21 protein-coding genes and 1 other RNA gene are annotated in these 23,576 nt (G+C 67.9%); 14 read left to right on the top strand and 8 right to left on the bottom strand.

The annotated features are described in order from the left end of the window. Positions 1–46: 46 nt before the first annotated feature. The 3 genes from lldD to SBP02_RS03190 all read left to right on the top strand — a co-directional run bounded on the left by lldD (position 47) and on the right by SBP02_RS03190 (position 4,445). The gene (gene lldD, locus SBP02_RS03200) at positions 47–1,192 is read left to right on the top strand and encodes an FMN-dependent L-lactate dehydrogenase LldD (RefSeq protein ID WP_318644974.1); all 1,146 of its coding nucleotides are present in this window, start codon (positions 47–49) and stop codon (positions 1,190–1,192) included. A gap of 63 nt (positions 1,193–1,255) precedes the next feature. Then, the gene (locus tag SBP02_RS03195) at positions 1,256–4,069 is read left to right on the top strand and encodes an FAD-binding and (Fe-S)-binding domain-containing protein (protein WP_318644973.1); all 2,814 of its coding nucleotides are present in this window, start codon (positions 1,256–1,258) and stop codon (positions 4,067–4,069) included. A 130-nt stretch (positions 4,070–4,199) separates the two neighbouring features. After that, the gene (locus tag SBP02_RS03190) at positions 4,200–4,445 is read left to right on the top strand and encodes a hypothetical protein (RefSeq protein ID WP_318644972.1); all 246 of its coding nucleotides are present in this window, start codon (positions 4,200–4,202) and stop codon (positions 4,443–4,445) included. A gap of 114 nt (positions 4,446–4,559) precedes the next feature. Here the strand turns inward: SBP02_RS03190 and SBP02_RS03185 are convergent, their stop codons facing one another. Further along, entirely contained in the window at positions 4,560–7,103 is a 2,544-nt protein-coding gene (locus tag SBP02_RS03185; RefSeq protein WP_318644971.1) for an ATP-binding protein, read from the bottom strand. A 150-nt stretch (positions 7,104–7,253) separates the two neighbouring features. Between SBP02_RS03185 and ssrA the strand changes: the two genes are divergently transcribed. Next, positions 7,254–7,611, top strand: a transfer-messenger RNA (tmRNA) gene (gene ssrA / locus SBP02_RS03180). Between the two features lie 148 nt (positions 7,612–7,759). Beyond that, on the top strand, positions 7,760–8,245 hold the full coding sequence (locus SBP02_RS03175; protein WP_318644970.1) for an LEA type 2 family protein: 486 nt from the start codon (positions 7,760–7,762) through the stop codon (positions 8,243–8,245). A 734-nt stretch (positions 8,246–8,979) separates the two neighbouring features. On the opposite strand, the gene SBP02_RS03170 is transcribed toward SBP02_RS03175, so the two are convergent. After that, complete coding sequence (locus SBP02_RS03170; RefSeq protein ID WP_318644969.1) at positions 8,980–9,807, bottom strand: AraC family transcriptional regulator; 828 nt, start codon at positions 9,805–9,807, stop codon at positions 8,980–8,982. 102 nt (positions 9,808–9,909) lie between these two features. On the opposite strand from SBP02_RS03170, the gene SBP02_RS03165 reads away from it, so the two are divergent. Together SBP02_RS03165 and SBP02_RS03160 are read left to right on the top strand one after the other, a co-directional pair. Further along, positions 9,910–10,449: a carboxymuconolactone decarboxylase family protein gene (locus SBP02_RS03165; protein ID WP_318644968.1), complete on the top strand. Its 540-nt coding sequence runs from the start codon at positions 9,910–9,912 to the stop codon at positions 10,447–10,449. Between the two features lie 50 nt (positions 10,450–10,499). Beyond that, positions 10,500–11,048 (top strand): cytochrome P460 family protein, encoded by a 549-nt coding sequence (locus SBP02_RS03160; RefSeq protein WP_318644967.1) that lies wholly within the window; start codon positions 10,500–10,502, stop codon positions 11,046–11,048. Between the two features lie 27 nt (positions 11,049–11,075). Here the strand turns inward: SBP02_RS03160 and SBP02_RS03155 are convergent, their stop codons facing one another. After that, positions 11,076–12,563, bottom strand: a complete 1,488-nt coding sequence (locus tag SBP02_RS03155) for a multiheme c-type cytochrome (RefSeq protein ID WP_318644966.1) — start codon at positions 12,561–12,563, stop codon at positions 11,076–11,078. Positions 12,564–12,933: 370 nt separating this feature from the next. Next, positions 12,934–13,902, bottom strand: coding sequence for a mechanosensitive ion channel family protein (locus tag SBP02_RS03150; RefSeq protein WP_318644965.1), 969 nt, complete (start codon positions 13,900–13,902; stop codon positions 12,934–12,936). A gap of 167 nt (positions 13,903–14,069) precedes the next feature. On the opposite strand from SBP02_RS03150, the gene SBP02_RS03145 reads away from it, so the two are divergent. The 5 genes from SBP02_RS03145 to SBP02_RS03125 all read left to right on the top strand — a co-directional run bounded on the left by SBP02_RS03145 (position 14,070) and on the right by SBP02_RS03125 (position 17,488). After that, complete coding sequence (locus SBP02_RS03145) at positions 14,070–14,837, top strand: phytanoyl-CoA dioxygenase family protein (RefSeq protein ID WP_318644964.1); 768 nt, start codon at positions 14,070–14,072, stop codon at positions 14,835–14,837. A gap of 148 nt (positions 14,838–14,985) precedes the next feature. Beyond that, a complete protein-coding gene (locus SBP02_RS03140) occupies positions 14,986–15,366 on the top strand; it encodes a hypothetical protein (RefSeq protein WP_318644963.1) in 381 nt (126 codons plus the stop codon). Positions 15,367–15,465: 99 nt separating this feature from the next. After that, complete coding sequence (locus SBP02_RS03135; RefSeq protein ID WP_318644962.1) at positions 15,466–15,810, top strand: zinc ribbon domain-containing protein YjdM; 345 nt, start codon at positions 15,466–15,468, stop codon at positions 15,808–15,810. A gap of 120 nt (positions 15,811–15,930) precedes the next feature. Then, positions 15,931–16,656, top strand: a complete 726-nt coding sequence (locus SBP02_RS03130; protein WP_318644961.1) for an endonuclease — start codon at positions 15,931–15,933, stop codon at positions 16,654–16,656. 106 nt (positions 16,657–16,762) lie between these two features. Continuing rightward, a complete protein-coding gene (locus SBP02_RS03125) occupies positions 16,763–17,488 on the top strand; it encodes a substrate-binding periplasmic protein (protein WP_318644960.1) in 726 nt (241 codons plus the stop codon). A gap of 6 nt (positions 17,489–17,494) precedes the next feature. Here the strand turns inward: SBP02_RS03125 and SBP02_RS03120 are convergent, their stop codons facing one another. The 3 genes from SBP02_RS03120 to pnuC form a co-directional block, all read right to left on the bottom strand. Then, positions 17,495–19,471, bottom strand: coding sequence for a sensor domain-containing diguanylate cyclase (locus tag SBP02_RS03120; RefSeq protein ID WP_318644959.1), 1,977 nt, complete (start codon positions 19,469–19,471; stop codon positions 17,495–17,497). Between the two features lie 255 nt (positions 19,472–19,726). Then, positions 19,727–20,275, bottom strand: coding sequence for an AAA family ATPase (locus SBP02_RS03115; RefSeq protein ID WP_318644958.1), 549 nt, complete (start codon positions 20,273–20,275; stop codon positions 19,727–19,729). Then, positions 20,272–20,838: a nicotinamide riboside transporter PnuC gene (pnuC, locus tag SBP02_RS03110; protein ID WP_318644957.1), complete on the bottom strand. Its 567-nt coding sequence runs from the start codon at positions 20,836–20,838 to the stop codon at positions 20,272–20,274. The genes SBP02_RS03115 and pnuC overlap by 4 nt, the downstream gene beginning before the upstream one ends. A gap of 200 nt (positions 20,839–21,038) precedes the next feature. Here pnuC and SBP02_RS03105 point away from each other — a divergent pair, with 200 nt between their 5' ends. Further along, positions 21,039–21,914 carry an alpha/beta fold hydrolase gene (locus tag SBP02_RS03105; RefSeq protein ID WP_318644956.1) on the top strand — a complete coding sequence of 292 codons (876 nt, stop codon included), beginning with the start codon at positions 21,039–21,041 and terminating at the stop codon, positions 21,912–21,914. Here the strand turns inward: SBP02_RS03105 and SBP02_RS03100 are convergent. After that, complete coding sequence (locus SBP02_RS03100) at positions 21,889–22,548, bottom strand: c-type cytochrome (protein ID WP_318644955.1); 660 nt, start codon at positions 22,546–22,548, stop codon at positions 21,889–21,891. The two genes, SBP02_RS03105 and SBP02_RS03100, sit on opposite strands and share 26 nt — an antisense overlap. Positions 22,549–22,741: 193 nt before the next feature. On the opposite strand from SBP02_RS03100, the gene SBP02_RS03095 reads away from it, so the two are divergent. Next, positions 22,742–23,548: an NYN domain-containing protein gene (locus tag SBP02_RS03095; protein WP_318644954.1), complete on the top strand. Its 807-nt coding sequence runs from the start codon at positions 22,742–22,744 to the stop codon at positions 23,546–23,548. Positions 23,549–23,576 lie beyond the last annotated feature (28 nt).

Below are 23,576 nucleotides of genomic sequence, written 5' to 3'. Positions count from 1 at the left end.
GGCCTGTCGACCCCGAACCCTTAATTCTGGCACTCGAGAGAAGCCGATGATCATTTCCGCCTCGACCGACTACCGCGCCGCGGCCCAGCGCAAGCTGCCGCCGTTCCTGTTCCACTACCTCGACGGCGGCGCCTACGCCGAGCACACGCTGCGGCGCAACGTCGCCGACCTGGCCGACATCGCCCTACGCCAGCGCGTGCTGCGCAACATGGCCGAGCTGAGCCTGGAGACCCGCCTGTTCGGCGAGACCCTGGCGCTGCCGGTGGCGCTGGGCCCGGTCGGCCTGACCGGCATGTACGCGCGCCGCGGCGAAGTGCAGGCGGCCAAGGCGGCGGCGGCCAAGGGCGTGCCCTTCACCCTGTCCACCGTCTCGGTGTGCCCGATCGAGGAGGTGGCGCCGGCCATCGACCGGCCCATGTGGTTCCAGCTCTACGTCCTGAAGGACCGCGGTTTCATGCGCAACGCCCTGGAGCGCGCCAAGGCCGCCGGGGTCAGCACCCTGGTGTTCACCGTGGACATGCCGGTACCCGGCGCGCGCTACCGCGACGCCCACTCCGGCATGAGCGGCCCCAACGCACCGCTGCGCCGCATGCTGCAGGCCATGACCCACCCGAGTTGGGCCTGGGACGTGGGCCTGCACGGCCGCCCCCACGACCTGGGCAATATCTCCGCCTACCGCGGTAATCCGACGGGGTTGGCCGACTACATCGGCTGGCTGGGCGCCAACTTCGACCCCTCGATCTCCTGGCAGGACCTGGAATGGATCCGCGACTTCTGGGACGGCCCCATGGTGATCAAGGGCATCCTCGATCCGGAGGACGCGAAGGATGCGGTCAAGTTCGGTGCCGACGGCATCGTCGTATCGAACCACGGCGGCCGTCAGCTCGACGGCGTGCTGTCCAGCGCCCGGGCGCTGCCGGCCATCGCCGACGCCGTCAAGGGCGAGCTGGCGATCCTCGCCGACTCGGGCGTACGCACCGGCCTGGACGTGGTGCGCATGCTCGCCCTCGGCGCCGACACCGTGCTGCTCGGCCGCGCCTTCGTCTATGCCCTGGCCGCCGCCGGCGGTGCCGGGGTCAGCAACCTGCTGGAGCTGATCGACAAGGAAATGCGCGTGGCCATGGTGCTGACCGGCGCCAAATCGGTCGGCGAGATCAACGCCGACGCCCTGGTACGCGAACTGGCGCGCTAAGCCGCGCCTCCCTATGCCGACGAGGCCGCCCGCGCGGCCCGCCCCCTGACTCCCGGAGCCTGCATGAGCCTGCCTGCCCCCTTCCTCGCCGAGGTCAATCGCCTGATTCCGCGCCAGCGGCGCTTCGATGACCCGCTGTCGACCCTGGCTTTCGGCACCGACGCCAGCTTCTACCGGCTGATCCCCAAGCTGGTGGTACGGGTCGAGAGCGAGGCGGAAGTGGTGCGCCTGCTCGAACTGGCCAGCGCCCATCGCGTGCCGGTGACCTTCCGCGCCGCCGGCACCAGCCTGTCCGGCCAGGCCATCAGCGACTCGCTGCTGATCGTGCTGGGCGACCACTGGAACGACCGCGAGATCCGCGACCAGGGCGCGCAGATCCGCCTGCAGCCAGGCGTCATAGGCGCCCAGGCGAACGCCGCGCTGGCGCCCTTCCGGCGCAAGATCGGCCCCGACCCGGCCTCGATCAACGCCTGCAAGATCGGCGGCATAGTCGCCAACAATGCCAGCGGCATGTGCTGCGGCACCGCGCAGAACAGCTACCACACCCTGGCCGGCATGCGCCTGGTGCTGGCCGACGGCAGCGTGCTGGACACCGAGGACGCGGCCAGCATCGAAGCCTTCCAGGCCCGCCACGGCGAGCTGCTCGAACAGCTCGCCCGGCTCGGCCGCGAGACCCGCGCCAACCAGCCGCTGGCCGCGCGCATCCGCCACAAATACCGGCTGAAGAACACCACCGGCCTGTCGCTCAACGCCCTGATCGACTTCGATCAGCCGTTGGATATCCTCAGCCACCTGCTGGTCGGTTCCGAAGGCACCCTGGGCTTTATCAGCGCGGTGACCTACCGCACGGTGCCCGACCACCCGCACAAGGCCAGCGCCCTGCTGGTGTTCCCCGAGGTGGAGAGCTGCTGCCGCGCGGTGACGCTACTCAAGCACCAGCCGGTCTCGGCGGTGGAACTGCTGGACCGGCGCAGCCTGCGCTCGGTGCAGGACAAGCCGGGCATGCCCGAGTGGGTCAAGGCCCTGTCGAACGGCGCCTGCGCCCTGCTGATCGAGTCCCGCGCCGCCAGCCAGAGCCTGCTGCACGAGCAACTGGCGCAGATCATGGCCGCCCTCGCGCCCTTCCCCCTGGAGAAGCGGGTCGACTTCAGCGAGGACCCGGCGGTCTACGACCTGCTGTGGAAGATCCGCAAGGACACCTTCCCGGCCGTCGGCGCGGTACGCCAGACCGGCACCACGGTGATCATCGAGGACGTCACCTTCCCGGTCGAGCAGCTGGCCGAGGGCGTCAAGGGCCTGCTGGCGCTGTTCGACAAGCATGGCTACTTTGAGGCGATCATCTTCGGCCATGCCCTGGAGGGCAACCTGCACTTCGTCTTCACCCAGGGCTTCGACGATCCGCTGCAGGTCGCGCGCTACGAGGCCTTCATGCAGGACGTCGCGCAGCTGGTGGCGGTGGAGTTCGGCGGCTCGCTCAAGGCCGAACACGGCACCGGGCGCAATATGGCGCCCTTTGTGGAACTCGAGTGGGGCGCGGACGCCTATCAACTGATGTGGCGGATCAAGCGCCTGCTCGACCCCCTGGGCATCCTCAACCCGGACGTGGTGCTGAGCGAGGACCCCGAAATTCATCTCAAGCACCTCAAGCCCCTGCCGGCCGCCGACGTAATAGTCGACAAGTGCATCGAATGCGGTTTCTGCGAACCGGTCTGCCCGTCCAAGGAGCTGACCCTGAGCCCGCGTCAGCGCATCGTCATCTGGCGCGACATCCAGGCGCGGCGGCGGCGCGGCGAAGACACCGCGGCCCTGGAGCGCGAGTATCGGTACCAGGGCGTCGACACCTGCGCCGCCACCGGCCTGTGCGCCCAGCGCTGTCCGGTGGGGATCAACACCGGCGACCTGGTGCGCAAGCTGCGCGCCCGCACGGCGACGCACCAGGCCACGGCCGACTGGCTGGCCGGGCACTTCGCCATGGCGCTCAAGGGCACCCGCCTGAGCCTGCTGGCCGCCGACGCGGCGCGCCGGCTGCTCGGCGCCCCGCTGTTGACGAAGGTCTCCGCGCGCCTGCGCCAGGCCTCCGGCCAGCGCCTGCCGCAGTGGACCCCGGCCATGCCGCAGGCCGTCCAACCCATACGCATCGCCCCGACGGTCGAGGACGACCGGCCGCGGGTGGTCTACCTGGCCGCCTGCGTGTCCCGGGCCATGGGCCCGGCTTGCAGTGATGGCGAGCAGGCGACGCTCGTCGACAAGACCCGCGCATTGCTGGAGAAAGGCGGTTTCCAGGTGGTCTTCCCGGCGAACCAGGACAGCCTCTGCTGCGGCCAGCCCTTCGCCTCCAAGGGCTACCCGGCCCAGGGCGACGCCAAGCGCGAGGAGCTGGTCGCAGCACTGCTCGCCGCCAGCCGCGGCGGCCTCGACCCGATCTACTGCGACACCAGCCCCTGCACCCTGCGCCTGCTGCAGGACGGCCTCGACCCGCGCCTGCAGCTGTTCGACCCGGTGAAGTTCATCCGCGAACGCCTGCTCGAGCGCCTGGAGTTCCACCCCCAGGCCGAGCCGGTGGCGGTGCATGTGACCTGCAGCACCCAGCATCTGGGCGAGGCCCAGGGGTTGATCGACATCGTCCGGCGCTGCACCACGGAAGTCGTGGTGCCCGAAGGCATTCACTGCTGCGGCTTCGCCGGCGACAAGGGCTTCACCACGCCGGAGCTCAACGCCCACGCGCTACGCAGCCTGAAGGAGGCGGTGCAGCACTGCGCGGAAGGCATTTCCACCAGCCGCACCTGCGAGGTCGGCCTGTCCCAGCACGGCGGCATCGACTACCACGGCCTGGTCTACCTGGTCGACCGGGTCACCCGACCCAGTGCCCGCTACTAGCAGGTACAGCCAACGCGACGCCTAGCCTGGCCGCGCGATACGGGGCCGGCCAGGGAAAGCAGACCAGCGGCCCTGGGCCCCGTGCGGCACTTTCTATACTGAAAGTCCCACTCCCTGAAGGAGCCACACCATGCGCCGCCTAGTCGCTTTCCTCGCCGCCGCCCTGCTCAGCGCCCCGCTCTGGGCCGCCCACTGTCCTGCGGATATGGCGAAGATCGATGCCCTGCTGCAAAGCAACCCGCCCAGCGACCCGGCCGTGCTGGCGCAAGTGCAGAAACTCCGCGCCGAAGGCGAGGAGCTGCACAATAGCGGCAATCACGGCCAGTCCGTAGAGGTGCTCGGCGAAGCCCTGAAACTGCTCGAGGCCAAGCACTAAGCCCTAGCGGCCGGGGCCACCGGTCCCGGCCGCGGGACTGATCGGGTACACCGGCGGCGCATGACCCGCGACGCGAGCAACGCCCGATAGGCGACTATCGACCCGAATGTACGCTTAAGGAGCCACCCGCGGGGCATCAGCCTCAGGCGTGGCGTCCGAGGCCGGCGCCGCGGCGCTGGGTAGGTCGATCCAGAAACGACTGCCGACCCCCACGTGACTCTCGAAGCCCATCTCTCCCCCCATCAGGCTGGCCAGTTCGCGGCTCAGGACCAAGCCGATACCGGTACCTGGCGTACTCGAGTTCTCCCGCCCGAGCCGCTGGAACGGCTGGAACAACTGCGCCTGCTGCTCGGGCGTCAGGCCAGGACCGCTGTCCTCGACCCACAGTCGCACACCATCCGAGCGCAGCTCGTAACCCATGCGAATGACGCCCTGGGGGCTGTTGTACTTGATCGCATTGGACAGCAGGTTGAGCACCACCTGACGCACACGGCGCAAGTCAGCCTGCACATACAGCGCCGCGTCTACATCGGCCTGCACCTCCAGTCGCAGGTGCCGCTGCTGCACCTCCGGCTGCACCAGCTCGGCGCAACCGGTCAGCAACGGACCGATCTCCACCGGCTGCATGTTCAGCTGCTGGCGACGACTCTCGATGCTCGACAGGTCGAGGATGTCGTCGACCAGGGACGTCAGGTGGCGACTGGCGTTGACGATTTCCCGTGCGTAATTCGCCTCCTGCTGCGTACCGGCCTTCTCCTGCGCCTCCATCTCGATCAACTGGCCGAAGCCATAGATCGCGTTCAAGGGCGTACGCAGCTCATGGCTCATGCTCGACAGGAAGCGGCTCTTCGCCTGGCTGGCCGCCTGGGCCTCCAGGCTGGCGCGGCGCAGCTCCTCCTGGGCCTGCTTGAGCCGGGTGATGTCGACATGGGTGCCGGCGATGCGCAGTACCTGCCCCTGCGCATCGCGCTCCAGCACCTTGCCGCGGCTGAGTAACCAGGCATATTCACCGCGGGCGTCGGCGTAACGGTACTCGGCCTCGAACTGGTCTTCGCCACTGCTGGCGAACTGCCCGCGCAGGTGACGAATGCGCTCCAGGTCGTCCGGATGCATGCGTTGATTGAATTCGCTCAGGGTCATGCATTCCTGGCTCAGACCGAAGCGCTTGAGGAAGCGGCCGCTGAGCTTGATGGTCATGTTCAGCGAATCCACTTCCCACAAGCTCTCGGTGGTGCTCTCCAGCACCAGCTCGAGAATCCGCTGCGCCTGACGGCGCTCGGTCTCGCTGGCTTGCAGCTGCTCACCGGTATGCTGCACCGCCTGCGCCATGGAGCTCAGCTCGGCAATCTGGCTGGCGGGCGCGCTGGGATGGAAATCCCCCTGGCCGATCCGTCGCATCATCGCGCCGATACCGGCAATCGGCTGTACCAGTTGATCGCTCAGATGCCGCGAACGCCACCACATCCAGGCGAAGAACAGCAGATAGAACAGGGCCAGGCCGACGATCAGCAGGTAACCGATCTGCAGGTAGCGCTCGGCCAGGCGGTTGGTCTCGCTGAAGATCTGCTCCTCGTCCACCACCAGCAGCAGGCGCCAGCCGGTCTGCGGAATCTCGCTCCAGGCCACCAGGCGATTGCGCCCGCCCAGTTGCACCTCCTGTACCTTGTTCTGCCCCGCCGCCATGGCCTGCAGCAGCGGCTGCAGGTCGGCGTACTTGTCCAGGCGGAAGTCCTCGGGCTTGAGCACCTCGCGGCGCACCGCCTCGGCATAGGAGTACTCGGTCAGCTCGCGCAGACCGAAATCCCGCTCACCGGCCTGCGGCAGCGCCATGATGTTGTGATCGCGGCTGACCAACATCGCGTAGCCCTGCCAGGGCACGTCCAGCTCGCCGATCTCCGTAAGCATCTGGCCGACGGTAATGTCCAACCCCACCACGCCTTCGAGGAACTCGCCCTGATACACCGGGGCGACCGCCGACATCATCCAGCCCTGGCCGGCCGGGTCGAGATAGACATCGGTCCAGGCCACCTTGCGCTCCGGATTGTGGCGAGCGTCGGCCAGGTAATAGAAGTTGTAGTCGGGTATCACCATGTCATGGGGATACTGCTCGGGGGTCATAAAGAAGGGATAGATGCGGTTGTAGCTGTCCCAGCTGTTGAAATAGACCGCCGCGACCAGCGGATTGGCCGCACGGATCGAGCGCATCAGCGGGTCGATCTGCGACAGCCGCAGGGCCTTGGCACGATCCTGCCGTTCCGCGGGTGTGCTGTTGGCGTAGAAGGACGCCGCGCGGCCGTCGTCGCTGCGGCTGTAGTACACCCCACTGGCAGTCGAGGCGTGGCGCTGACGCTCCAGCTCATCGGGCTGGAAGCCGGTGTTCTGCAGCGCCTGCAACGTCGCATCGCGAAAAATCTGCACCTGCGCCTCGACCGCCCGCAGCCGGCTGTCGATTACCTGCCCCTCACGGGCCACGGCCGCCGCCAGGTCCCCCAGCGCGCTCTGCTGCAAGTAACCGATCTGCGCATCGCGAATCGCCGCATTGCTCAGCAAATAGATGGTAATCAGCACCGACTCGACCAGGATCAGCGGGATCAACGCACTCTGTACAAAGGCGCGCCAGATCCACTGGCGCAAGGGATAACGCGACGCGCGCGGCATAGGTAAGGTCTCGTCCCAAAGACATGACTGAAACTCAGGTGTCTAATCATAGCCGCACTCGGGATCCCGCGTCCGAACGGACATCGCCGGGTCGACGCCGCGGAACCTATGCCGTACACTGCGCGTCCTAGCTTTACCCACGACAGTTTTGGGGCCGATTAGGATTCGACGCCGGTAGCAAAACTTGAGGGGCATGCCGAGCTGGTAGCAGAACTCGTAAATTCGCTGCTGCAAACTTATAGTTGCCAACGACGACAACTACGCTCTAGCCGCCTAAGTGCCGCTAGCTGACCCTAGGGGATGCCTGTAAACCCGAAGATTTGGTCAGTCATATAGAACAGGATCGCCGCCAAGTTCGCTGTAGACGTAACGGCTAAAACTCATACAGCTCGCTCAAAGCGCCCTGCCACTCGGGCCGCGATGAGTTAACTCAATAGAGATGGCTAAGCATGTAGAACCGATAGCGGAGAACTGGCGGACGGGGGTTCAAATCCCCCCGGCTCCACCAAATAAGCCCCTGAAGAGCCTAGCGTTTTTCAGGGGTTTTTCTTTGGGTGTCGAAAAAGTGTCGATAGCCGCAATGACACACCGCGCCGCTGACCGGCCCCGCAGGCTCTTCTATGCTCTAGCCACAGCCCGTCGCGGAATCCCCCTCCATGCCTGCTAGCCCACGCCTCCTGCTGCACGCCCTGCTGTCGCTGCTACTGGCCGGAACCCTTTCCGCCTGCGGCACCCTGGCTCTGCGCGATCCGCTGCGCATCGATCTTGTCGGTCTGGAGCCGCTCCCGGGGCAGGGCCTGGAGATGCGTTTCGCGTTGAAACTGCGGATTCAGAACCCCAACGATGCGGCACTCGACTACGACGGCGTGGCGCTGGAGTTGGAGGTCAACGGTCAGCCGCTGGCCAGCGGAGTGAGCGACCAGCAAGGACAGGTGCCGCGCTTCGGCGAGGCGCTGCTCAGTGTACCGGTGAGCATTTCCGCCTTCTCCGCCATGCGCCAGGCCTGGGGAGCTGCCGGCTATCAGCCGGGGCAAGGGCTACCCTATGCGTTGAGCGGCAAGTTGGCGGGCGGGCTGTTCGGCACGACCCGCTTCGAGGACCAGGGCGTGCTGCACTGGCCGGCCCCCAGGACCACGCCCTGAAGACGGCGGCGTCCGTGCTCCCACGCGCCCGTGGACTTGAGTCGAAAGGCCGAGCCTCAGGCGTCTCAGTGAGTCCCCCGCCCTGGCCGCCAGCCGCCAGGGCTCAGGCGCCGCGTGGCGGAAAGGCAGGGTGCGGTCGTCGCCATGGTACCGGCCGATCCGCCGAGTGCGTGCTTCAGCCACAGCCAGACGCCACGGAACCAGGTCATCAGGGATAGCCCCCAGGAGAGCGCCCGAGGTGGCTGGTGCAGGGCAAGCAGGAGGCGCGCGCCGTGATCCGGACTGCTCGCGTCCCGCAGGAGGCCGGTCAGATAGTGTCCGGCGATCAGTGGTGCGTCGGCATCGGACCAATGCCCGGTATCACTCCCCGCATAACGACTGGGCATCGCACGTGATGCGCGCGGATGACCACCCGGCAACCCGGTACTGCTCTTGCTGCCCATTTATCGTCCTGCCCTTTGCTGAGATCCGTCGAACCGCCGGATTCGACGGTCATTCTCTATGGTCAGGCGTCCCAGCCGATGCAACTTCTTCTCCGCCAACGGCAAGCGTGGTCATACGTATTACACCCCTACCGTTTTATCGGTTTAGCTGCGCAGCGCGCAGACGTCAAGAAGCCGGCAAAGCCCTATAACCAGACCACAATAACGGCAAGCCATTGATTTCCAATGCTTTAAGACAATCATAAAAATAACGAACCGCTCGCTTATAGCCAATGAATAACCCGCCTCGCCTCAAGGCGCCCCCAGCTCCTTGCGCCAGTCCCGCGGCGATTGCCCGACATAGCGGCTGAACGCCCGCGACAACGCCTCCGGGCTGGTGTAACCGACGGCCGGCGCCACCAACCCCAGCGGCTTGCCCTGCTTGAGCAGGCCCTTGGCCAGGCTCAGGCGCCACTCGGTGAGGTAGTCCAGCGGGGTCATGCCCACCGCCTCGCGGAAGTTCACCGCGAAGCGGGCCCGCGACATGCCCGCGCGCTGGGCCAGGCTCGCCAGGGTCCAGGTCGCCTGCGGCTGCTCGTGCATGGCGTTGATCGCCTTGGCCAGGCGTGGCTCGGCCAGACCGGCGAGGATGCCGACCCGCAGCAGGTTGGCATCCATGGCATGGCGCATCAGCAGGATCAGCACGTACTCGACCAGACGATCGATGGCCGCCTGACGTCCGCAATGGTCGGCGAAGGCCTCGTCGAACAGCAGGTCGAGCACCGGCTCCAGGCTGGGGATTGCCTGCAAGGGCACCAGCAGCTCGCCGGGCAGGGTCCGCACCAACGGGTTGCCCAAGCCGCCGCCGAAATCGAATGTGGCGCAGAGCAGCTCGGCGCCGTCCGGCCCCTCGCCCTCCAGGCGGTGGCCGCAGGGCCGCGGGAACAGCAACAGCGTGGGCTGATCGATCTGGTAGCTGCGGATGTGCGGGCCGGAGACGCGCAGGCGGCCCCTGCGCAGCAGGTGAAGACGGCCAAAGCTGTCGCCGTCGAAGTGTTCGGAGAGTCCGCACAGCGGCCCGCTGTGGAACACCTGGGCGCTGAGGGCGAAACGCGCCAGCAAGGGCGAAAGACGATCCATTCGATACGATCTGCATGATTTCCGAGACTAATCATCATCACTAATCTCGACCTCTTCGTCAAAGTGAACTCAGCCATCCGGCTATCACACAGGAGAAACACCATGCCCCGTATCGCCCCCCTCGATCTCAGCCACGCCGACGCCCAAACCGCCGCCGCCCTCAGCGCCGTCAAAGGCAAGCTCGGCATGCTGCCCAACCTGTTCACCACCCTGGCCCAGGCGCCTGCGGCGCTGCAGGGTTACCTGGGCCTGTCGGACACCCTCGGTCAGGGCCGTCTGAGTGCACGTCAGCGGGAACTCGTCGCCCTCGCCGTGGCCCAGGCCAACGGTTGCGCTTACTGCCTGAGCGCCCACAGCCTGCTGGGCAAGGGGGCCGGTCTGAATGGCGAGGAACTGCTCGCCGCCCGTGCCGGCCGCACCGCCAGTGCCGGGGAGCTGCCCGTCGCCGAACTGGCTGCACGCCTCCTCGCGCAACGCGGCCGGCTCAGCGACGCAGAGCTGGTCGCCGCCCGCGAAGCCGGGCTGGACGACGGCCTGATCCTCGAGGTGGTGGCCCAGGTCGCGCTCAACGTGCTGACCAACTTCACTAATAACCTGGCGCACACCGACATCGACTTCCCGCCGGTGCCCGCCGCCCTGTAACGCCGCGGCGCCCTGGGCGCCGCCACCCACCGCAACACAGGAGTCATGCCATGAAACCCTTAGTGGCTCTCACCATCGCCCTGACCAGCCTGTCGGCCCAGGGGGCGGACCTGGCCGAACAGACCTTCAGCACCTACGTCGACGCCAAGGGCGACATTCGCCTGCCCGCCGATGCGCGCAGCACCTGGATTCACCTGGGTTCCTGGGTGGTCGCCGACCAGCAGGCCCCGGGCTATGGCTTCCATGACGTCTACACCCAGCCGGAAACCGTCGCGGCCTACCGCAAGACCGGGGCGTTCCCCGACGGCGCGGTGCTGATCAAGGAGATTCGCGCGGTCGAACAAGGGCCGCAGACCACCGGCCAGGCCCAGTGGGCCGGAGACGCCAACGTCTGGTTCGTCATGGTCAAGGACCGCCAGGGCCGCTTCCCGGACAACCCGCACTGGGCCGAGGGCTGGGGTTGGGGGCTGTACGAAGCGAAGAACCCCGCCGCCAACGTGTCCAAGGGCTTCGCCGAGACCTGCCGCGGCTGCCATGTGCCGGCGCAGCAGAGCGACTGGGTGTTCAGCCAGGGTTACCCGACCCTCGCCAAGCCCTGACGCCACGCGCCGGGCTGCCCGCACCGCCTAGGGGGTGCGGGCCAGCTCGCGGCTCAAGGCCAGGCGCGCGCGGGCCTGGGTCATGCGCGTGACCTCCACCTGCAGCGCCCCGGCGCCGAGCAGGAAGTCGGCGAGCTTCTGCGAGAACGGCCAGTAGTTCAGGTCCGCACGCAGGCTCAGCGGCCCGACGGCATCGGCCGGCACCCGGAAGCTGAACTCGCGGACGATGTAGCCCTTGGGCAGGATGCGGTTGTCGGAAAGGATCTGCGTGGCGTTCCACACCTCGATGTCCAGCTCGTTGCCGTCCTTATCCCCCAGGTGCACCTTGAAGTTGCGCGTACCGGCCTCGGTCTCGCCGTCCCTGACCGCCCCCAGGCGGTAGACCTGGCGCCCGCGGGCATCGCTCACGCGCAGGTCGATCCAGATCTCGCGGCCCTCGGGGAAGCCGGTCGGCAGCTTGTGGCCGGCGCCGACATTGCTCACCCTGACCGCCAGCCTGACGTCCTGCCCGGGCCGCACCCGCTCCGGCAGGGCCTCGAACTCGATGCGGGCCGCCCGTGCCAGCAAGTCGCGGGCGCGTTGCGCCGCCTCTTCCCGGCCCAGATGACTGAGCAGCGTGGCATTGGCGCCGCTGAACCAGTGCGAGGCGACGTGCTCGCGCTGCGGCCCCATGCTTGCCGCGCGGCCGGCGAAGCCCGGCATGTGGCAGTCCTGGCAGGTCTCGCCGTTGAGGCTGTAGGCGCTCTCCAGCCATTCGTCGTAGGTGCGCTCCACCGCCACGCTGCTGAACGGGTGGGTGACGTTATGGCAGGTGGCGCAGAAGTCCGAGCGGGTATGCAGCGCCGAGTAGACGGTGTCGTGGTAGGGCGACACGGCATCCTGGCGCGGGCCGAACTTGGTCGGGCGACCGTGGGCCCGGGGCGTCATGACATAGGCGCCGTTGTCCAGCCCGGTACGGGCGCTGATGTTGTGGCAGCTCTCGCAATCGACGCCCGGCAGCGGATGATCCCGCGCGCTGTCCTCGACCGAGGAGCGGTTGAGCGCGGTGGTGATCTGCCCGGTGGTGAGGCCGACCGGCGAATGGCAGCCGGTGCAGAAGGTGTCCCCCCGTCCCTCGGTGGCCTCGCTGGCCAGCTTGAGCAGGGCGCGATAGACCGGCTCGTCCCACGCCTGGGCCATCATCGAGCTGCGCCACTGGCGGTAGATCTCGGTGTGGCAGGCGCCGCACAGCTCGGCGCTCTCGAAGTCCTGCGGCTGCAGCACGACATTGCCCCGGGTGTTGGCCCGATGCGGGAAGAAGGGTAGGGCTTCGCGCGCCTGCATCAAGCGGCTGCGAGCCGGCTCCAGCCACTTGTCGTTGCCCGCCTGCGCGGCAACGGGCTGCTCGTCGCCCAGCACCAGGTCGACCGCGACCAGGGCGGCGAACAGGGTCGCCGCCAGCAGCACCAGAGCCCCGCAGTGGAGACCGATGAGGGTCGAGCGAACCCTTGCGCCTCTGTCCTGCATGCCGGCCATCTCACCGCCCTCCTCCTGTGCGACGCCGAAAGGGCAAGGTCGCAACACGCCCAGCGGCCGGGCACGGCGGCACGCGCGCAGGCACGCCAGCGGCTCCCGGAAGCAGGCTTGAACGAGGCGCCGCGCGAGGCCGGTCGCGGCGGGCGGACCACGCACCTTTGCCCTAGCGGTGCACCGGCCCGACGCCCCGCCTGCGGCGCGTGGTGCGCTCCTCTGCGGAGCGTACCTAAGGTATTAGTTGCCGAGGGCGGGCAAGTCAAAATTACGTTAGCCACCCAGACAATTCCCAAGCGGAAGGCCAAATGACTGATATCCATGGGTTTTGTGCGAAAGACCAGCGCGCCTGGTCGCCTGCAGCTCGTCGCCTGGGTTAACCGGCCCCCGGCTCGTCGTCGCGCGGCGGCGCGCCGGAAACCTGCAGCCGCTGCCCCTCGCCCAGGTCCAGGCGCAGGCTGCCGGAACGCAGGTGCAGGTCGCGCTGGGGGAAGGGAATCTCCACTCCGGCCAGGCGCAGCTGATCATCGATGGCCCACATGAAGCGGGCATGGGTGGCACCGGGGGAGATCATCAGGTCGTGCTCGACCCAGACCACCAGCTCGAACTCCAGGCTGCTGTCGCCGAAGCGGGTCAACCACACATCCGGCTGCCGCCCCGGCAGGCTGGTGATGCAGCCGGGCACCGCCTCCACCGCCTTGAGCACGGCGGCCTTGACCCTGTGCTTGTCGCTGCCGTAGGCCACGCCGAAGGGCACGTGGATGCGCCGGAACTTCTCGTCGAAGCTCCAGTTGGTCACCCGACCGGTCACGAACTCGGAGTTCGGCACGATGATGTCGACCAGATCGTTGGTGGTGATGCGCGTGTAGCGCATGCCGATCTCCGTGACCCGGCCCATCACCCCGGACTGCAGATCGACGAAGTCGCCGACCTTGAGGGTCTTCTCCAGCAGCAGGATCAATCCGGAGATGAAATTGCTGAAGATGTTCTGCAGGCCCAGGCCGATGCCGACGCCGATGGCGCCGCCGACCAGGGCGATGTTGGTCAGGTCCAGGCCCAGGTAGCGCAGGCCCACCAGGGTACCGATGATCCACACCGCATAGCGGATGATGCGGGTCAGCGCATACATCCCCGAGGAGTTCATGTGGGTGCCCTTGCTGCGCGCCGCGACATTGCGCAGGCCGCGCTCCAACAGGGAGGAGAGCCACCAGGCGAAGAACAGGATCAGCGCCAGGCCGATCAGCCGCGCCAGGTGCAGGTCGGTCTCGCCGATCTGCAGCCAGGGCGTGGTCGCCCAGCGCCACAGGGTCTCGAGGAGGTTGCCGGTGAACTCGTCCAGTTGCATGCTCGCTGCCTGCGCTGCGGTTAGGGGCGGCCTGGGGCGGCCGATACCCTGAGGATAGCCGCCCGTTCCGGTCGGGCAGGCGCCGCGTGCTCGACCGGCGGCAGCCGCGCTCGGCTACGCTCAAGGGGTGCGGCGCTCCGCCCCGGCGCCGCCCGAGGAGCCCGCCGATGCCGGACAGCCCCGCCCCCGCCTTGACCGCGGCGCGCCTGCGTGCCCTGCACGGGCGCGGCTTCGTCCTGCTGCCCGGGGTGCTGGAGGCGCCACAGGTGGCCGAGTTGCGCGCGGCCATCGACCGCCTGCAACCGCAGCACTGGGATTACAGCGGGCTGCTGGACCACTACAAGTGCGTGTTCAACCGCGACCCGCTGTGGTTGCCCTACCTCGACCCGCCGGGGGTGATCGAACTGGCCGAGGCGGCCCTCGGCACCGACTGCCACGTGATCGGCCAGACCGCCTGGCGTTGCCACCCCGGTTTCGTCGGCGCCGCGCTGCACCTGGACTACCTGGTGCTGCAGCTGCCGCCGGCGCTGCTGGCCGACCCGGGCTTCGCGCTGCCCATGCAGATCTGCACCGCCCAGCTGTACCTCGACGACATCGACGCCGACCTCTGCCCCACCCTGGTGATCCCCGGCAGCCACCGTGCCGGACGGGGACCGCGGCCGGGGGAGGATAGCTGGCAGGGCACCCCGGCGCAGCCGGTGCTGTGCCGGGCCGGCGACGTGCTGATGCTGCGCAGCGAGCTGTGGCACGCCGGCAGCCGCAACCGCACGACAGACCGCAGCCGCTACCTGCTGCAGGTGCACTACGGCCGGCGCATGGTCGCGCAGAAGTTCTCGCCCTATCTGGCCTGGCGCTTCAACCCCGCGGTGCTGGCCGCCTGCACGCCCCGGCAGCGCCGCCTGCTGGGCGAGCACGCGGAAGCCGAATACGACTGAGGGCCCGGCGCGGCGCCCCTCACCAGGCTCGCCGCGAGGCGGCAACCGGCGGCTTTACACAAGCTTTACCTAGCCCGGGCGCGATATTCGCCGGCGACAGTGGTCGAAATTTAACCGGCACCTGCCGACCGTAGAAGGAGGTCCGTCCATGTTTGGTCGCATTCCCCTACTGACTCTGCTGCTTGCCAGCCTGGTGTTCAGCGCTGACGCCTCGGCCCGTGGTTCCGGCCGCGACGCCGCAATTGCCGGGGCCGTGGTCGGCGCGGTGATCGGCGGCGTGATCGTCGCCAACAGCCGCTACGAGCGCGTGCCGGTGTACGTCGAGATCGGCCCACCGCCGCACCACTATCGTTACTACGAGGAGCCCTATCCGGACTACTACTCGCCACGGCCCTACTATCGGAGCTACCCACGGGTGGTGGTACCGCACTACGGCTACCGAGCGCATCAGTACAAGCATCAGCATCGCCCGCACTATCACCGGCACCACCGCCATCATCGGCACGGCCATTACCGCCCCCGCTGGTAGTCGTCGCGGGCCGCGCCCCGATCGGGCGCGGTGCCCGCAAGGGCGGCAAATCCCTATACACTGTGCGGCTTCCCACCTCAGCGTCCCCGAGGAGCCCCAGTGAGCACCCTGCCACCCTGCCCCCAGTGTCAATCCGAATACAGCTATCAAGACGGCCAGCTGCTGGTCTGCCCCGAGTGCGCCCACGAGTGGTCCGCCAACACCGAGACGCCGGACGCCGATGACGACGCCCGGGTGATCAAGGATGCGGTGGGCAATCCCCTGCAGGACGGCGACAGCGTCACCGTGATCAAGGACCTCAAGGTCAAGGGCTCCTCACTGGTGGTCAAGGTCGGCACCAAGGTCAAGAGCATCCGCCTGGTCGACGGCGATCACGACATCGACTGCAAGATCGACGGCATCGGTGCGATGAAGCTCAAGTCCGAGTTCGTCAGGAAGGTCTGACGCCTTTGCCTCCGGCGCCCCGCCAGGGGTGTCGGCACAGGGTGAAAACTGCGTCCTAGACGCTCCCGCTCGCCTCCGGCAGCGGTTATCATGCGCGGCTTTTTTTGCCCAGAGCCGTCTATGCCCCGCCTGCTTGTCCTGCTGTGCCTGCTGTTCACCCTCCCCGCCCACGCCGATGCCCCGCAAAGCTTCACCGCCGCCAAGAAGATCGCCTGGAAGCTCTACGCCCCGCAACAGACCACCTTCTACTGTGGCTGCGCCTACCAGGGCAACCGGGTGGACCTGGCCAGCTGCGGCTATGTCCCGCGCAAGCAGCCACGCCGCGCGCAACGCCTGGAGTGGGAGCACGTGGTGCCGGCCTGGGTGATCGGCCATCAGCGCCAGTGCTGGCAGCAGGGCGGGCGCAAGAACTGCACGCGCAACGACCCGGTATTCCGCGCCGCCGAGGCCGACCTGCACAACCTGGTGCCCAGCATCGGTGAAGTGAATGGCGACCGCTCCAACTATGCCCTGGGCATGCTCGGGGCCAGCCCCAAGCAGTACGGCGCCTGTCCGATGCGCGTCGACTTCAAGGCCAGGACCGCCATGCCACCGGAGCCGGCCCGCGGCGCCTCGGCGCGCATCTACCTGTATATGGCCGACCATTACCGGCTGCGCCTGTCGCGCCAGGACCGGCGCACCTACGAGGCCTGGCACCGCCTGTACCCGGTCAGCGACTGGGAACGCTGGCGCAACCAGCAGGTCGGCTGCGTCATGGGCCACGGCAACCCCTATGTCGGCGCCATCGACCGGCAGCGCTGCACGCCGTTGCGCCACGCCGGCGACGCCCCGCGACACAGCGGCTGAGTGCAAAAGCGGCCGGAAACAACTACCGTTGAACCGTCGAGCGTCCGCAATTGCCCGCGACTGGCGCGGGCGCCATGCTTGATCACTCGCCAGCTGGAACCCACCGATGCGCTTACTGCTGTGCTGCCTGCTCCTCGCCCTCTGCGCCCCGTCGCTGGCAGAGCCATGGCAGGTGGTCGGCGACAAGCAGTTCGCCCCCTACAGCTATGTAGCCCCCGACGATGACGCCCCCCTGGGGCTGGACGTCGAGCTGGTCGACGCCGTGCTGCAGGCCGCAGGCGTCGACTACCACCTGCGCCTGTATCCCTGGCTGCGGGTCAAGGCCATGCTCGAACGTGGCGAAGCCACCATGGCCTTCCAGTTCGCCGGCACCCCGGAGCGCCGGGCCCAGTATCGGCTGGTCGGCCCCCTGCGCACCGGCACCACGGTATTCATGACCACATCCAAGACGGCGCTGGAGGACTGGCGACAGCTGAGCGACCTGGCGCCCTACCGGATCGGTCAGGTCGAGGGCTATGCCTACGAGACCGCGTTCGACCGCGCCGAGCTGCGTCGCGACGCCATCGCCCAGACCCCGCGGCAGCTGGTGGCCATGCTGCTGGCCGGGCGCTTCGACGTGATAGTCGGCGACCGCACCCAGCTACTCTATTTCGCCCGCGAGCTGAATGCCGAGCAGCGGGTGCGCGTGCTGCCACAGCCCCTGGTGGAGATGCCACGCTACGTCGCCTTCGGCCAGGAGGACCAGCAGCGCGCCGACCTCTTCGCCGATGCCCTGGAGCGCCTGCGGAGCACGGGCGAGCTGGAGGCCATCCACCGCCGCTGGGAACACTGAGCCCCGTCAACGCACGTCCCGCTCAATGTGGCGAGCGGGCTCGGCGCCGAGCAGCACAATCCGGCCCTGGTCACGCCCTCCCGCCTTGGCGGCGTAGAGCGCGTCGTCGGCCAGTTTGTACAGGCTTTCCAGGGTCAGGCCAGGCACGACCTGGGCATGGACGATGCCCAGGGAAATCGTCAACTTGCAGGACACCGTCGAACCCGCCAGCGGGATCTCCAGCTGACGCACCGCATTCAGCAACTGCGCCGCCGTCTTCTCCAGCACCGCGGCGGCGACCGGCTCGCCACTGGAAAACAGGGCGAACTCCTCGCCGCCCAGGCGAAAGCAGTAATCGCCGGCACGCCGGTACAGCTGCGCCAGGCACGCGCCCATGCGGCGGATCGCCTCGTCGCCGGCCGCATGCCCATGGGCATCGTTGACCCGCTTGAAATAGTCGATATCGACTATCGCCAGCGTCACCCATGGCGGCATCTTCTGCAGACGGCCCAGGCGTGCCAGCTCCAGCGGCACCAGGCTGTGGAACTGACGCCGGTTGTACAACCCCGACAGCTCGTCGATGGTGGCCAACCGGGCCAGCCGCTCGTTGGCCTGGGTCAGCTCTGCGGTGCGCCTGGCGACCTGGGCGTCGAGATCGCGGTTGGCGGCCAGCAGCGCCCGGCGGGACTCCTCCAGCTCCCGCGCCGTCTCTCGATAGCGGCTGGCCAACAGACCGAATTCGTCCTGCCGCTGCGGCAGGTCGCTGTCGCGCAGCTCGGCCAAACCGTTCTGCCCGACCTTCTCGGTCACCGTCACGAAGCGCCGCAAGGGCGCTAGCACATAGCGCGCAATCAACAGCCAGAGCACGGCGAACTCCGAGAGCAGGCCAAGCAAGGCGATGCCGAGGATGATCGCCGCGGCGGCCAGGGCCTTGTCCTGCAGCAACTGCTTGGGATAGATGTTGACCAGATACCAGCCCGGCCCGTCGATGCGCGTGTAGGCGAGAAAGGCCTCATCGGTCTCGGTGACGCCGCTGTGCCGCCCCTGGGCCCTGACGGCCTGGTAGATGCGTTGCAGTCCCGGGCGGCTTGCATCGATCTTCAGCGTGCCCCCGGCGGCCTGGATATCGGCCAGCAGCGGCTCGTAGGCGATCAAGGTGCCCTCGCCGTCGAAGGCGAGGTTGTCGGTGCCCTCCCGGGCATCCCGCAGGGTGCGCTGCATGAACTCGTCCAGGAGGATGTCCTGGCCCAGGGTCGCCACCAGACGCTCCTCCAGGTAGACCGGCCTGAGGCTGCTAACCATCCACAGCTTCGCGGTTTCATCGAAATAGAAGTGGCTCCACACCGTGCGCCGCTCGGGGTTCTGCGCCTGGTTGGCCAGGGACACGAATATCTCGTCGGGGAAATAGCTGTCGGCCGGCACCTGATGCAGGTAGGGCAGACCGACGAACTCACCGACCAGCAGGTTCTCCGGGGCCGACAGGTAGTAGTTGATGTACTGCCCGGTGGCGGTCCAGGCCGTGCCGTACCACTCGAGGATGGCGGCGATGAGCGCGGCGCGCTGGCGCAGCTCGGGCGTCAGCGCCACGTCGCGACCGATAAAGCCGGTGAAGCCGCGGTGCTGCAGGCCGTCCCTGGCCAACTGGCCGTCGTACCAGCCGCGCCGGGTACGCCAGGTGCCATCGGCCCAGGGCTCGAAATAGTCGTCGAACAACGCCGCGCCGGCCGGGATCGACACCGCCTGCAGTTGCTCCAGCAGGGCCTGCTCGACGGCCAGATGATGGCGCTCGCTCTGCAGGAACTGCTGCGAATCGCGCAGGCCGCGCTCGGCGATGAACTGCTCGAGCTGCTCGACCAGCTCCTCCTCGAGGATGCTCACGACATGGAAGTAGCTGGCCACGCACAACAGCCCGGCGATGACCAGGCTGCGCAGCGCGCCACGCACGATGATCAGGGTTCGCAGCGAGCTGCGCGCCGGCACTGCATCGGCTTTCTCGATGGTCATTGCGATGTCTCGACTGCAGGCACGCGCTCGCGGCTCGTATCCCTGCCGACGCGCAGGCACAGGGGGCAACCCCATGCTTAGACAGCGGGCTCGCTGTTTTTGTTATGGGCCCTCGGCCGCTCGTCGACCCAGGGCAGCGCCGCACGAAGGCCTATAACGCCATCATTTAGCCAGTAGCCTATCGGCGGCGCAAGCGCAGGCCGCCGGGCGGTGTGAGCCCCACTGGGAAACAGGCGGAAGCCACCTAGACCAGCCTCAATCCCCCGACTCACGCCGCTCCGGCTCGCCCAGCCAGGCGCCGACCCGAGCCAGGGCCTGGCGCTCACGCGCCGGCCAGTCGCCCTGCAGCGCGACAACGGCCTGGCCGTGGGCCTGCAACCAGTCGCGGCAGCCCCGGTGGAAGCGCAGGCGCTCGGCCAGGTGCGGCTGGCAGCGCTGGCCGTCGTCGACCCAGGGCATGCCGCGCGGGTCGAGCAGCAGGTGCAGGTCGTAGCGCCGCGCCAGCAGGGCCGGCTCGAGCCAAACCGGGCAGTCGCCGAACAGAGTCCGGCTCCACAGCAGGTTGCTCAGCAGGTGGGTGTCGAGGATCAGCAGCGGCGGCGCACTGGCGCGGGCGCGGTCCTCCCAGTCCAGCTGGCCCCGGGCGATGGCCTCGATGTCGCCGTAGCAGGTGTCACGCCCCTGCTGCTCGATGAAGTGGCGCACGTACTCGCCGACCACCAGGCCGCCGAAGCGCGCCTGCAGAACCTGGGCCAGGCGGCTCTTGCCGCTCGACTCCGGGCCGGTCAGCACCAGCACCCTCATGCGCGGGCCAGGGCCGGGGCGCGCCGCCAGCTCTGCCAGCCGTACAGCGCCAGCAGGCAGAACAGCCCGTAGAGAACCGCAGTGGGGTACAGCGCCTTGTGCACGAACAGGCCGACGAACACCACATCCAGGGCCAGCCACAACGGCCAGCATTCCAGGCGCTTCTGCGCCATCCACACCTGGGCCACCAGGCTGAAGCCGGTCAGCGCGGCATCCAGCCAGGGCGCCGCGGCATCGGTGTAGGTGGCCATCAGGTAGCCCAGGCCGAGGCTACCGGCGGCGCCGATGGCCAGGCTCAAGGCCAGGCCGGCGGCGCTCAGGCGACTGACCTCGCGGCCCTGGTGCTGCTCGCCGCCGCGCCGCCACTGCCACCAGCCGTAGAGCTGCAAGCCGGCGTACACCCCCTGCAAGAGCATGTCCGAATACAGCTTCACCTCGAAGAAGATCCAGCTGTACATCAACACCATGACCAGACCGACCGGCCAGCACCAGATGTTCTGTCGGACCGTCAGCCAGACGGCGATCACGCCGAGCGTGGCGGCGCAGAGTTCAAGGGGCGACATGGGCAACCTCGGCAGAGCGCGCCAGGCGTGGCGCGGAAAAGGGCCGGGGATTGTACCCAATCCACGGCCCCGTCCGCTGACCGGCGGCCGGATGGCCGCGAAAGGACAGTTGCCCCTGCATTCTGGCGCGATCCCCCTTTGCCTCGTTCCCCGCCAATCCCTACTGTGATCCGCACGTTCCGCAGGCCATGAGAAAGACCATGAAACCCAGCTCCGCGGCCGCGCGCTTGCCGGCCAATGCGCAGTGGCTGCACTGCAGCAACCAGGGCGCGCCCGCCCACTTCTACCACGCCAACGGTTTTCCGCTGCGGGTCTACGAGCCGCTGCTCGGTCGCCTGAGTGGCAGCCTGGCGCTCAGCGGCCTGGCCTGCCGCGCGACCTGGCCGGACATCGGCCCGCCGCCGCGGCGACGCGACTGGCAGCTGTATGCCGACGACCTGATCGCCTTCATCGAGCAGGAGTACCAGGCGCCGATCATCGGCATCGGCCACTCCCTGGGCGCCACCTCCACCATCCTCGCCGCCGCCAAGCGCCCCGAGCTGTTCAAGGCGCTGGTGCTGATCGAACCGGCCATGGTCTCCCCCGCCCTGGCGCGGCTGGTGCGCTGGCTGCCCAAGGCGCTGATGAACCGCACCGACCCGGCCAGGAGCACCCTGCGCAAAGCCGACCGCTGGCCCGACCGCCAGGCGTTCCTTCAGCACTACCAGAACGCCCGCGGCTACAAGCGCTTCGGTCCCGAGGCGCTGCAGGCGCTGGCCGAGCATGGACTGGTGGAGGGCGCCGACGGCCAGGTGCAGCTGGCCTTCCCCAAACACTGGGAAGCGCACAACTACACCCAGCCGCCGAACGTGATGGCGCAGCTGCAGCGCCTGCCGATGCCCTGCGTGGCGATCCGCGGCAAACCCTCGGTGTTCTTCAGCGAACAGCTGTGGCAGGAATGGCAACGGCGCTGCCCGCAAACCCAGTTCCTGGAGGACCTGGAACACGGCCACCTGCTGCCGCTGGAAAACCCCGCCGGCTGTCACCGGCTGATCGAACAGGGCCTGCACGCTATCGGCGTACTTCCCCCACGCTGAGTTCGGCCTGCGGCTGCAACTGCTGCAGGTAGGCGGCCAGCGCGGCGATGCGCTGCTCGCTGAAGCCGTCGGCGATGGTCATCATCACCGAGCCGGCACGGCTCGGGTCCTTGTCGCGGAAACGGGTCAGGGCCCGGCGCAGGTACTCGGCCGGCTGGCCGGCCAGGCGCGGGGTATTGTCGCGGCCCTCGGCGTTCACCCCGTGGCAGCCCGTGCAGAGCGTCTTGAAGGTCGCCTCGCCGGCCTGGCGCAGCACCGGGTCGACCGCCTCGTCGTGCCCCTGCAACTGCTGCTGGCCGAAATAGATGGCCACGTTGACCCTGTCCTCCAGGCTCAGGTTCGGCGCCAGCTTGGACATCACATAGTCGGTGCGCTCGCCGCTGGCGAACTTCTCGAAGGCATTGAACAGGTACACCGGATTCTGCTGCGCCAGGTTGGGGATGTGCGGGCGCCGGCTGTTGCCGTTCTCGCCATGGCAATTGCCGCAGAAGCGGATGCGCTCGTGGCCGGCCTCGTAGGCCTGCTGGCGCAACAGCGGGTCGGCGGATAACTGATTGAAACGCTGCATCGCCTCGTTGCTGGCCTGGGCCAGGCTGGCGAGGCAACAGAGCAATGCAAGGGCGAACGCACGCATGGCGGAAGTCCTTTTCTGATTGATCGCGGGTGAATAACAGCGCGGGACTATAGGGCCCCGTGCCGCGGCAAACCCCGGCACAGATCAAGCAAAGTGCAGATTCCGCCTATCCACCGCCGCAGCCAGCGGCTCCCTATGGCGCCGTGACAGCATCCGCAGTATGTTCGGGACACGCACCTATCAAGGACCGACCATGGCCGCCAAACCCAGCGCCCCGCAGCAACAGAAGCTCCTCGCCGTGCTGATCGACGCCGACAACGCCTCGGCCGCCATGGTCGAGGGCCTGTTCGAGGAAATCGCCAAGTTCGGCGTCGCCAGCGTCAAGCGCATCTACGGCGACTGGACCCAGCCGAACCTCGGCAAGTGGAAGCAGGTGCTGCTCGACCACAGCATCCAGCCGATCCAGCAGTTCGCCTACACCCGCGGCAAGAACGCCACCGACAGCGCGCTGATCATCGACGCCATGGACCTGCTCTACACCCGGCGCTTCGACGGCTTCTGCCTGGTCTCCAGCGACAGCGACTTCACCCGCCTGGCCGCCCGCCTGCGCGAGGAAGGCCTGACCGTGTACGGCTTCGGCGAGGAGAAGACCCCCGCCCCCTTCGTCTCGGCCTGCGACAAGTTCATCTACACCGAGATCCTCCGTGCCGACGCGGCCCAGGCCGTGGACGAACCGCCCGCCAATGGCGACAAAGCCAAGGCCCCCGCCCCCGCCGAACCGGCCAAGCCCGCCGCCAAGAAGAAACCGCAGAAGGTGCCGGTGGACTTCATCGCCAAACTGATCGACGACATCGACGACGAGGACGGCTGGGTCGAACTGGGTGTGCTCGGGCAGAACATCAGCAAGCTGCGCCCGGCCTTCGACGCGCGCCTCTATGGCTTCAAGAAGCTCAGCGACCTGATCAAGGGCCAGGCCAAGCGCTTCGAGTTGCAGGTGCGCGGGAGCAGTGCGACGGGGGGTGAGGCGTTGTATGTGCGGAATCGCAAAACAGAAAAATAAATACGACGCCCCAAAACATAGACGGTCC

Origin of the sequence: Pseudomonas benzenivorans (genome assembly GCF_033547155.1) — a bacterium.
Classification (GTDB): Bacteria; Pseudomonadota; Gammaproteobacteria; order Pseudomonadales; family Pseudomonadaceae; genus Aquipseudomonas; species Aquipseudomonas benzenivorans_B.
Note: the sequence above shows the minus strand (reverse complement) of the source record. Positions and strands in the feature narration are given on the sequence as shown.